Annotated in this window: 11 protein-coding genes; 10 read left to right on the top strand and 1 reads right to left on the bottom strand. The window is 43.7% G+C overall.

The genetic code is table 11. The features are described from left to right. Positions 1 to 17: 17 nt before the first annotated feature. The 7 genes from DHAF_RS05985 (at position 18) to DHAF_RS06015 (ending at position 8,469) form a co-directional block, all read left to right on the top strand. Entirely contained in the window at positions 18 to 875 is an 858-nt protein-coding gene (locus DHAF_RS05985) for a substrate-binding domain-containing protein (RefSeq protein ID WP_242659941.1), read from the top strand. Between the two features lie 34 nt (positions 876 to 909). Continuing rightward, positions 910 to 2,403, top strand: coding sequence for a HAMP domain-containing sensor histidine kinase (locus DHAF_RS05990; RefSeq protein WP_015943265.1), 1,494 nt, complete (start codon positions 910 to 912; stop codon positions 2,401 to 2,403). Beyond that, positions 2,387 to 3,040 carry a response regulator gene (locus tag DHAF_RS05995; RefSeq protein WP_015943266.1) on the top strand — a complete coding sequence of 218 codons (654 nt, stop codon included), beginning with the start codon at positions 2,387 to 2,389 and terminating at the stop codon, positions 3,038 to 3,040. The genes DHAF_RS05990 and DHAF_RS05995 overlap by 17 nt, the downstream gene beginning before the upstream one ends. Positions 3,041 to 3,196: 156 nt before the next feature. Further along, positions 3,197 to 3,790, top strand: coding sequence for a 4Fe-4S dicluster domain-containing protein (locus DHAF_RS06000; protein ID WP_015943267.1), 594 nt, complete (start codon positions 3,197 to 3,199; stop codon positions 3,788 to 3,790). Next, positions 3,790 to 4,836, top strand: coding sequence for an NrfD/PsrC family molybdoenzyme membrane anchor subunit (nrfD, locus tag DHAF_RS06005; RefSeq protein WP_015943268.1), 1,047 nt, complete (start codon positions 3,790 to 3,792; stop codon positions 4,834 to 4,836). Before DHAF_RS06000 ends, nrfD begins: the two co-directional genes overlap by 1 nt. Further along, positions 4,836 to 7,640: a molybdopterin-dependent oxidoreductase gene (locus DHAF_RS06010; protein WP_015943269.1), complete on the top strand. Its 2,805-nt coding sequence runs from the start codon at positions 4,836 to 4,838 to the stop codon at positions 7,638 to 7,640. Before nrfD ends, DHAF_RS06010 begins: the two co-directional genes overlap by 1 nt. A gap of 157 nt (positions 7,641 to 7,797) precedes the next feature. Then, positions 7,798 to 8,469: a TorD/DmsD family molecular chaperone gene (locus DHAF_RS06015; RefSeq protein ID WP_015943270.1), complete on the top strand. Its 672-nt coding sequence runs from the start codon at positions 7,798 to 7,800 to the stop codon at positions 8,467 to 8,469. Positions 8,470 to 8,539: 70 nt separating this feature from the next. On the opposite strand, the gene DHAF_RS06020 is transcribed toward DHAF_RS06015, so the two are convergent. Further along, positions 8,540 to 9,022 carry a C-GCAxxG-C-C family protein gene (locus DHAF_RS06020; protein WP_015943271.1) on the bottom strand — a complete coding sequence of 161 codons (483 nt, stop codon included), beginning with the start codon at positions 9,020 to 9,022 and terminating at the stop codon, positions 8,540 to 8,542. Positions 9,023 to 9,161: 139 nt separating this feature from the next. Here DHAF_RS06020 and DHAF_RS06025 point away from each other — a divergent pair, with 139 nt between their 5' ends. The 3 genes from DHAF_RS06025 (at position 9,162) to DHAF_RS06035 (ending at position 10,822) form a co-directional block, all read left to right on the top strand. Continuing rightward, positions 9,162 to 9,473: an ArsR/SmtB family transcription factor gene (locus DHAF_RS06025; protein ID WP_041271924.1), complete on the top strand. Its 312-nt coding sequence runs from the start codon at positions 9,162 to 9,164 to the stop codon at positions 9,471 to 9,473. A gap of 76 nt (positions 9,474 to 9,549) precedes the next feature. After that, positions 9,550 to 10,362 (top strand): arsenite methyltransferase, encoded by an 813-nt coding sequence (locus tag DHAF_RS06030; RefSeq protein ID WP_015943273.1) that lies wholly within the window; start codon positions 9,550 to 9,552, stop codon positions 10,360 to 10,362. 34 nt (positions 10,363 to 10,396) lie between these two features. Beyond that, the gene (locus DHAF_RS06035; protein WP_015943274.1) at positions 10,397 to 10,822 is read left to right on the top strand and encodes a Csac_0668 family 2Fe-2S cluster-binding (seleno)protein; all 426 of its coding nucleotides are present in this window, start codon (positions 10,397 to 10,399) and stop codon (positions 10,820 to 10,822) included. The last annotated feature ends 65 nt before the right edge of the window (positions 10,823 to 10,887 follow it).

Raw genomic sequence — 10,887 nt, forward strand, 5'->3', positions numbered from 1 at the left:
TATTGACAGGCTGTCAAGTGAATTCCACTCTGCCCTATGTCAGTTTGAAAAATGTTGACTATTCCCAAGCCAATCCACAACCTTTAGAAAATACAGGCGTGCTTAAGGTGGGAGTGGCTTCAGTGTTATCCCCTCGGGAAACGCTGGAGGAATATGATAGGTTTGACGAATATCTGGAAAAAGAAATCGGTCGGCCAGTGGAATTGGTTCAACGGGGGAGCTACCAAGAGATTAACAATCTTGTCAAAACTCAGGCCGTGGATGTTGCTTTTATTTGTTCAGGGGCATATGTGGTTGGAAATAAGGATGATTTGGATCTTCTGGCGGTGCCCGTAGTTAATGGTAAATCTACTTATCAGTCCTATATCATTGTCAACGCCCAGAGTCAAATCAGCCGATTTGAACAACTTAAGGGTTCGGTCTTTGGCTATACCGATCCGATTTCCTTTTCGGGAACCATCTACCCAATGTATCTGGTGAATCAAATTCAAGCTTCTTCCAATAATTTCTTTAATCGGGTTGTTTATACCTACAGTCATGATAATTCCATAAAAGCAGTGCTGGATGGCGTGGTCAATGCAGCAGGTGTTGACTCCTTAGTATACGAGTTCGCCTTATCCAAAGATCCAACGCTGGCCACTAAATTGAAGATTATCAACCGGTCGCAAGAAGTAGGCAGTCCGCCAGTAGTTGTCAATAAATTTATTGATCCAAACCTGCGGACAGTTTTACAAGAAGCTCTTTTACGCATGGACAGCGATCCATTAGGCCAGGAGGCATTAAAAAATCTGAACTACGAACGATTTGCCCTGCCCAGCCATCAGGACTATGGGGCCATAGAGGTAATGATAAAAGCTGTTCCAGAGCTGAATTAAGTATGAACTGACTCAATTTGAGGGGTAGAATGGCATGAAGGTAAAACACTATTTGCGTCGAATGTGGCTGCATTTTAACAACTTGAAAATTCAGTATAAGATATTAGGCTTAGTCATTGGCATTGTCGTGCTTTTAACCAGCATGAGTGTGTGGATTATGGGAAACATTTTGACCACTAATTTACGCGATCAATTAGATATGCGGGCAATATCTATAGGCAGTGATGTGGCAGCACGTTCGACAAACGATCTTCTCATCAAAAATACTTTTTCCGTGTATGAAATGATTAATGAAACCCTTAAGAATAATCAAAATCTTGTCTATATCTTTGTGCTTGATCCAGATGGAAATGTCTTGGCCCATACTTTTGGGAATGTCTTTCCTAATGAGTTGCTCAAGGCCAATAGTGTAAGGGATGCGGAACGATCCCATCTTACTGCCTTTGCAACAGAGATTGGGGTAGTACGAGATGTAGCGGTCCCCATTCTTGATGGTAAGTTAGGCACTGTTCGGGTTGGGATGGACGAACTAGGCCTAAGGGAAGCCGTAGTAACCATGGTATGGAGCTTCGTGGCAACAGCCTTATTTGTTTCGGCATTAGGGATTACGGCAGCGGTTATCTTAACTAAGGTCTTAACCCGACCTGTACGAGAACTTGTGGCCCTCACCCAAAAGGTCGCTCGTGGTAATCTAACTGTTCAAGGAACAGTTAGAGCAGAAGATGAAATAGGAGTTTTAACTCAGGCCTTTAATCAAATGATTAATAGTCTCAGCGAAACCAATCGTGAGCGTGAAAACTTACTCGCCAAGCTAAAAGAAAATGAAGGAATGCGTATTCAACTTCTTGAGAAGGTGATGATTGCTCAAGAGGAAGAGCGAAAAAGGATTTCCCGTGAGTTACATGATGAAACAAGTCAGGCATTAACTTCATTGATGGTTGGCTTAAAGATATTGGAAGCGGAAACTTCGATTAGTTCAGTTGGGGAAAAAGCACAAGAAATGAGGCAGGTTGTCTCTCAGACCTTGGATGAAGTGCACCATATGGCGAGAGAACTGCGCCCCAGCGTTCTGGATGATATGGGGCTTATTCCAGCCCTTGGACGCTATATCCGTGATTACCAACAGAAGTATGGTACCGAAGTGGACTTTCATGCTTCTGGATTCGAGGGACAAAGGCTTACGGCATCGGCGGAGGTAGCCTTCTACCGCATTATTCAGGAAGCGTTGACTAATGTAGCCAAATATGCTCAGGCGGATTCTGTTTCTGTAGTGTTGGATTGGCGGGAGCATTGGGTTACAGCCATCGTTGAGGATGACGGTGTAGGCTTCGACACTGAAAATGTCACAAACGAACCCAGTCATGGTTTAGGCCTTTTTGGGATGCGAGAGCGGGCTGCCTTACTCGGAGGCTCCGTAAACATTGAATCAAAACTCGGTACGGGCACAACGGTGTTTATTAAAATTCCTATTCAGGACGAATTTATGGAAAATGGGGAAAGGGGAGTAAACGGTGAACAAGAAGCTTAGGATTGTCTTAGCGGATGATCATGCGGTTCTTCGGGCGGGGCTTAAGGTTCTTCTTAATGCTGAGCCTGACCTGGAGGTCATTGGCGAGGCTTCTGACGGAGAGGAGGCGATTGATCGAGTGGATGACCTCCACCCGGATCTCGTACTCCTTGATCTAACCATGCCGAAACTAAACGGGGTGGATTGTATTGAAGAACTCCTAAAAAAACATGCGGATCTAAAAATATTAGTCCTTACCATGCACGATGATGAAGAATATCTTAAAGCGGTGTTACAGGTGGGTGCGAAAGGGTATGTGTTAAAAAAGGCCGCCGATGTGGAACTTTTATCCGCCATTCGCACCGTGGCTCGTGGGGAAATGTTTATCTACCCAACCATGGCTGCGGAGTTCGTGTATCGGCATTTGGTCAGCCCGAGGGAGCCTGAAAAGGAGAGCAAGAAGCTGAAGCAGCTCAGTGAGCGGGAGTTGGAAGTGCTGAGAAATCTTGCTTTAGGACACACCAACCAGGATATTGCCGATTTGCTTCATGTCAGTGTAAAGACGGTGGAAACCTATAAAGCACGGGTCATGGAAAAGCTAGAGATGCATAAACGTGCGGAGCTGGTACGTTATGCAATGGAGAATGGAATTATATAAAAATAATCGCTGTCGGGGAAATCCTGACAGCGATTATTTTTTGTCAGGATAAGATTAACTTTTTTTAGGACTTTACCTTCTACAGAAAATTGAGGAAGATCTTAAAATAAGTTTAGGTGAAAGTAATCACCAATAAGAACCTAAGGAGTTGAGAAAATGGGAAAACGGTATGCCATGGTGATTGACCTGCGCAAATGTGTAGGCTGTCACGCTTGCCAAGTGGCTTGTAAAAGTGAAAACAATGTGCCTCTTGGTGTTTTCCGCAACTGGGTTGATGAGCTTGAGACCGGAAAGTTCCCCAATGTTTCCCGCCAGCGGTTGCCGCGTCTTTGCAACCACTGTGAGAATCCATCATGTGTCAAAGTATGTCCGGTTAAAGCCACAACTCAAAAAGAAGACGGTACGGTGGTCATTGACTATGATCTCTGTATAGGGTGCAAATACTGTATTGCCGCCTGTCCTTACGATGCTCGGTTTATTAACCCCGAAAGAAGAACTGCGGAAAAGTGTGACTACTGTTATGCCAGGGTCGAAGCGGGATTACAACCAGCCTGTGTGAATACTTGTATCGGTGGGGCTCGCATCTTCGGAGATTTAAATGATCCCACAAGCGAAGTTGCTAAATTTGTGGCAACCAATCCAGTCAAAGTATCTAAGCCGGAAACGAACAACGGACCGCAGACCTACTACATTGGCGCAGATGAAAAAACCCTTCGCCCTAATTTTGAAATAGTGGGGGGGAATAAATAATGCCTACTGTTCATTTGTTTCAAACCGCTCATGAGATGCCCTGGGGATTGCTGATCGCTATGTATCTTTTTTACACAGGAATTAGTGCAGGAGCAGTGCTGGTTACCAGTTTAGGGCCAATTTTTGGTGTTAAGGAGCTTAAGAAAACTGCCCAAGTTGGCGCTGTGGTCGGGCTATCCTTATTAATAATTGCGCCCCTTCACTTGATTTTTGACTTAGAGCAACCTTTGCGGTTTGTCAAGCTTTTATTTAATTTCCACGCCACCTCACCGATGTCCTATGGGGTATTCATTCTGTTGTTTTATGGTATATCCTTAGTTCTTTATCTTTGGAGCTTGACCCAAAATAATGAGAAAAACATCAAAATCTTTGGTCCGGCAGCCTTTTTTCTGGCTGTAGGATTAGAGGTTTATACAGGACTTTTGCTTGGAAATGTGCAAGCCCATGCCCTCTGGAACACGGCCTTAATGCCGGTTATCTTCCTTTTCTCCGGCCTGGCATCCGGCACAGCAATGGTCTTATTAGTGTTAGGGATCCACGGAAAAATGACCGGTAACAATTTATCGGTGGAAAAGCGATTCCTGGCAAAATTCTTTAAATGGTTTGTTCTCGCTGATTTAGCACTTATGGCCATTATGGTCATGGTACTCCTTAACGGTAACGACGCTCAGTATGCTATGGGGTATTACCTGCTCCATGAAGAAGGGTTGACGTTTATTTGGCTTGAAAATATCATCGGCTTACTTTTACCCTTTGCCCTTCTCTCGATTTCTTCCCTGGCCCGGAAAGGGCCGGTTATCAATTTTTCAGCAATTCTCGTGGTGCTCAGCACTTTATTAATGAGAATCAATATTGTCATTGGCGGCCAAAAGCTTCCCCTGACCGGAAATTCTCTTTTGGAGTATTCACCAAAGTCCAGTCATTTGCTCATGGCTATCGTCTTGGCGGTGCTTGGCACTATTCTCATTGGTATCTTAACAAAAGTCGTTTCTTCTAAGATTGATCAAAAGGTTGTTTCAACTACTGGAAAGGGGGTCGTTTCTTAATGAATTTGTCACGCCGTAAGTTTTTACAGGGAGCTACTACCTTAGGTGCTACTGTGGCTATAGCTCCATTGGCTTTTGCAAAGTCTGATGTTGAAATTCCCAGCTGGAGTGAAGGCTCGCCGGCCATAGATACCTTAGATACAGATCCAAGTGTTCAGTTTGTACACTCCGTTTGTTTAGGCTGCCGCAGCGATTGCAATATTCGCGGTAAAGTTAAAGACGGGGTTGTTATTAAAATCGATGGCAATCCATATAGCCAAATGACTCTGGATAAGCCCCTTGAGTATTCAACTGATCCTCAAGAAGCCCGTAAAGAAGCGGGAAAACTCTGTCCCAGGGGTCAGGCAGGAGTGCAGGTTCTCTATGATCCTTTGCGGGTTCAACAACCGTTGAAACGGGTTGGCAAACGGGGAGAAAATAAGTGGCAAACCATCAGTTGGGAACAAGCGTACGAGGAGATTATCGAAGGGGGTGACCTCTTTGGAGAAGGAAAGGTAGAAGGGCTGAGGGCAGTCCGCGATATGGACACTCTCATTGATCCGGAAGCCCCCGAACTTGGGCCCAAGGCCAACCAATTTGTGTTTCTTGCCGGGCGGATCGAGAACGCCCGCTCTGACTTATCCAAGCGTTTTGTCAACGGTGGACTGGGTTCGCTTAACTGGTTTGAACACACCACTGCATGCGAACAAAGTCATCATATTGCTTCTGACCATACCTTTGCCGGAAAACATCATTTGAAACCTGATTTTGAAAATGCTAAGCTTATCCTGAATTTCGGTGCCAACTATGGTGAAGCCAATTTCCCGATGAATGGCCTCAGCCGGAAAATGGTCAACTTTCTCACTAAAGGTGGGAAAATGATCACGGTAGATCCCCGTTTTTCTGTATCGGCTTCTCATTCGGACACTTGGGTGCCGATTATCCCTGGAGGCGATGGAGCCTTTGCACTAGGTATGATTCAATGGATTATTACCAATGAGCGCTATGATAAATCTTTCCTGGAGGCTCCCACCAAGGAAGCGGCCGCTAAAAGAGGGGAGAGCAGTTGGTCCGATGCAACCTATCTTGTACGTGAAGATAATGGTGAATTCTTACACGGAGATGCGGCTGGACTTGGTGGTACAAAAGAGGATTATGTGGTCTTGGTAGACGGTGCCCTCACCCTTGCTGCAAAGGCTAATGCCGCTGATCTTTTCGGTGAAGTGACTGTAAATAGTATTCGATGTAAAACCGTATTCCAAAAGCTTAGTGAAAGAGCTTCGGAAAAGTCATTGGCTCAATATGCAGAATTGAGCGGAATCCCGGAAGAATTGATGATAAAGGTAGCGGATGAATTTACTTCATACGGAAAACTTGCCGTGGCTGATTTTTACCGTGGAACAGCCCAGCATACCAATGGCTTTCATATTTGTCGAGCTATTTGCATCTTGAATCTTCTGGTTGGGAATATCGACCATCGCGGTGGATATCAAATAGGTGGTAGCACTACAAGTTATGCGGGGGATAAAGGCCTCTACAAGATTGCTGACCTTAACCCCGGTGCCCTTAAACCCAAAGGAATTCGCATTTCTCGGGAGCAGATTAACTATGAGGAGAGTACGGAATTTAAGAAGAAGGGCTACCCTGCGAAACGCCCATGGTTTCCCCTAAGCAAAGATGTCTATCAAGAGGCTGTAGCAGGAATTGTTGAAGGGTATCCTTATCCCTGTAAAATACTCTGGCTGCACATGGGAACTCCGGCCTATTCTGTACCTGCAATTAAGGAGAGCTTGATCGAATCTTTAAAAGATACACAGAAGATTCCACTCTTTATCTCCACAGATATCGTTATCGGTGATACTTCTATGTTTGCAGATTATATTCTTCCCGATGTGACCTATATGGAGCAATGGTGTGCTCAAGGAGCAGGCCCCACAATTCTTGGACTGGTATCCTCGGTACGTCAACCCATGACCCATGTCTTTCCGAATACAAAGTCCCTAGAGAACATTATGATTGATATAGCTAAAAAGATGGGGTTCCCCAACTTTGGCGATAATGGCTTTGGTACTGGAATGCCCTTGAATAAAGAAGAAGATTGGTATTTTAAATTGGTTGCCAACCTTGCGACCCAGTATGGAAAGATCCCAGGTGCAACCGTAGAAGATCAAGTTCAATATATCCTGGACCGAGGCGGAATTTTCGATTCCAGTGGAACGTATGATGGCTTATTTATGAAAAATAAACTGGGGAAACTGTGCAACATCTATGCTGAAAAAGTCGCAACAACTGTCGATTCCATGACTGGGAAGAATTTTGACGGATTGCCTCTCCATTTACCTGTTATGAATGCCAAAGATCAAGAGATCAGGGATGATGGATACCCCTTTATTGCCACAACGTATAAGCCGGCCTTCCAATCTCACAGCCGTACGGTAAATGCCCCTTGGCTTATGGAGGTTCTGCCGGAGAATTTCATCGAAATGAATGACGAAGAGGGCGAGAAACTTGGATTTAAGGATGGAGACGTTGTAAAAGTCAGTGGACCGACGAGCAAGGAAGGAGTTGTAGGCAAACTTCGCCTGCGTCCCGGAATGCGCCCGGGAGTTGTAAGCACTTGCATTGGATACGGACACTGGCATTACGGCTCGGCAGATACCATTATCGACGAAAAGACAGTAGCTGGCGATAAACGTCGGAGCAAAGGGGTTAATATCAATTATGCTATGCGCTTGGATGACTCCATTGGCAATGTATGTCTTCAAGATAAGATTGGAGGAAGCTGTTCTTTCTATGATTCCCATGTGAAAATCGAAAAGGCTTAACAAGGTTTTAAACGTTTGCTTAGTGTGAAAAAAAGGGTTGAAAATGAGTGGATGGTGCAGGAATTCCTGCACCATCGCTCCAATCCATATCCATGGTTTTTATCTTTCAAAAACCACTGGCTACCAAAGGCACGAAGCCCGAGCTGGGGAGGTATACATGACTGTTAAGATGCACTCTGATGAAGAGCAAAGCAGCGATGGTTCTCGAGCTGTTTTCTACAACTTGTTCGCAAATATGCTTGGTCGAGAAATTAATAAGTCCTGGCTTGATTCAGGTTTCCAAAGTGAGCTACTGCGTACACTTCCTGATTCGGAAGGAAAAACGGCACTATTGAACTCATTAGCGAAAGCCAGTGCTGTTCCTGAAGGCCTCCGGGAGATTCAATTGGATTATGAGCAACTGTTTATTATTCCCGGCCCTAAACTCACTTTTCCCTATGAATCCTGCTATACCCATCGGAATATGGATGGAACCTATGGGCGGATTTGGCAGGAACCTGCCCGGGCGATGTATAAGATTCTTAAGGACTGGGATATTCATTTTCCCGAGGGACAGGATCTTATCCCCGATCATATCGCGGTGGAACTATTCTTTATGGCAGGATTATGTCAAAAGCAGTCCATTGCTCAAGGTTCAGAGAAGAGGATTCTGGAGGATTGGCAAGTTCGGTTTTTTGGCGCACATATCAAGAATTGGGTTTGCGAGTTTTTAGCTAACCTGGTGAAAAAAGCGGACACCGGGTACTATCAAGGGTGTGCCGTGCTCTTAGGTGAATTCTTGGAAGAAGAAGCAGTTGAAATTAGTGCTAAAACAGCGAAGACGATTTAGCTTGTAAGTAAAAGGAGACCCACTTAGGTCTCCTTTTATCAAGAAGTGTATAAGGACCAATACTTCAGAACTAAGATTTTTTCGGGAGCTCCCGTTCAATAAGTTCTGTCGTCTTTTCAGCAATTTCACCTGTAATGGCAATACACTGCTCCATATGCACAGAAGAACCTAGTTCCATACCTTTAGTTAAGATTCGGCAACAGGTCGATTTATGCTGAGCAGTGAAATAATCATGAAGCTCTTTGGCCAGAGCCATGGTATGATTTACCTTTGGATCACCGGGTTCACTGCGTCCAAAAAACAAACCAAGGGCCATGATGCCTCCCGCTAAAGCACCACAGGTGCACCCTGATCCCCCCATTCCCACAGGAAAGCCCGATGCCATGGCGATAACATCATCGGGGACGTCGAGATCGAATTCGTCACGGATACTCCGAACAATAGCTTCAGAACAGAAGTAATCTCCCTGACGATAGTAATCTTCAGCTTGTTTGCAAATCTTATACTTCCTATCCACAAAATAACCCCCATATTGTTTTATTGACAGTTGCATATAAATTATACTCTTTTCACATATAAAAATGGTAGAAATTATTGATATAGACACTATTATTGATGATGAGCTTTATTACCATATTAAATAACGTCAAACTGGCAATTGACAAATCAAGTTATTTTGATATGATATATCCATGAAAGATAGTGTTATGATTTCCAAAGCGCTGAGTGATCCTAATCGTTATCGAATCCTAATGCTTCTAGTTAAATTTGAAAGGGGTGAATTCGAAGAACTATGCTGCAACTCCCCGGAAGAAGGACTATGTAACTGCGACATCGTATCAACACTAGAAGTAAATCAGTCCAGAGTTTCTTATCATATGAAAGAGTTGGTGGATGCGGGGCTGGTTAAGGAAGAGACAAGGGGAAAATGGAAGTTTTACTCTCTTAATCGAGAGACTCTAAGGGAATATATCAGACAGATGAGCTTAGACTATAATTTATAACCTCTTTTTTTGCTCCAATATATCAAAATAAATTGATATGTTGGAATAAAGCGTTATAAACAAGGAGATGGATGGAATGGATAATATTCGAGAAGGAGTAAGGCAGAAGTATGCCTTTGCCATTGCTAATCGGGGCCAAGGGTGTTGCGGGAGCCCCGGATGTTGCAGTGATGGACTCAGCGATGCAGTGGATCCCATTACCGGCAATCTTTATGATGAAAGTGACCTACAGGGCTTAGACCCTGAGCTTATCGCCAATTCGTTTGGATGTGGTAACCCCACTGCATTAATGAACTTAAACTTAGGCGAAGTGGTCCTTGACTTAGGGAGTGGATCGGGGCTGGACGTTCTTCTCTCAGCTAAAAGGGTTGGCCCGACAGGTAAAGCCTATGGACTGGATATGACGGATGAGATGTTGGCTGTTGCAAAAGAAAATCAAAGGAAATCCGGTATTGAGAATGCCGAATTTTTAAAGGGACATATCGAGGAAATTCCTTTGCCGGATAAAAGCATCGATGTTATTATTTCAAACTGTGTAATTAATCTTTCAGGTGATAAAGATGGAGTTCTAAAGGAAGCTTATCGTGTATTAAAGCCTCAGGGGCGTTTCGCAGTTTCCGATATTGTTATCAAGAGACCTCTCCCTGAGAAGATCAGAGACAACATCCTTGCTTGGGCCGGATGTATTGCTGGAGCAATGACTGAGGAAGAATATAGGGGAAAGCTATCCAGTGCAGGGTTTGAAAATATCGAGCTCCAAGTGACTCGTGAGTATGATCTTGAGGATCCTAGTTTGCGAGGGATGTTAGGAGATTTAACTGAAGGGGAGATTAAAGAATTTCGTTGGGCAATTGTGAGTTGTTTTATTCGGGCAACCAAGTCAGAATAAAGTTTTGGCATAAATAATTCTAGGAGGGTAAATTTTGAATAAATGCCCTATATGTGATAAAGAAGGAACACTTGTAAAGAATTTAACAGTAAAGCATTTAGTGCTTGATGAAATAGTGGAACTAGTCGGTGACCCAGATTATTTTTTGTGCATGAATGAAGAATGTGATATAACTTACTACAATACAGAGTCCAAAAAGAAATTTAACAAGCAACAAATAAAAGTGCCAATATGGTTTAAGAAGGATGTTAATCCAAAGTATGCCTGTTATTGTAGTAAAATTACTGAAGAAGAAGTAATAAATGCTGTTTTAAACGATGGTGCTACTAAAATGAGTGAAGTTCTAAAAATTACTGGAGCAATGAGTAATTCACAATGCCAAAAAAATAATCCCTTAGGAAAGTGCTGTCATCAAATAATTCAGGGCGCAATAGATAAAGCATTGAATCGCCTCGGTTAATAAGGTGAATCTTAAAGTATGTTCAATAAAGTGTCCCATCAGCTTAGAATTCTTCGAAATAGTAA

It is taken from the genome of Desulfitobacterium hafniense DCB-2, assembly GCF_000021925.1.
GTDB lineage: Bacteria > Bacillota > Desulfitobacteriia > Desulfitobacteriales > Desulfitobacteriaceae > Desulfitobacterium > Desulfitobacterium hafniense.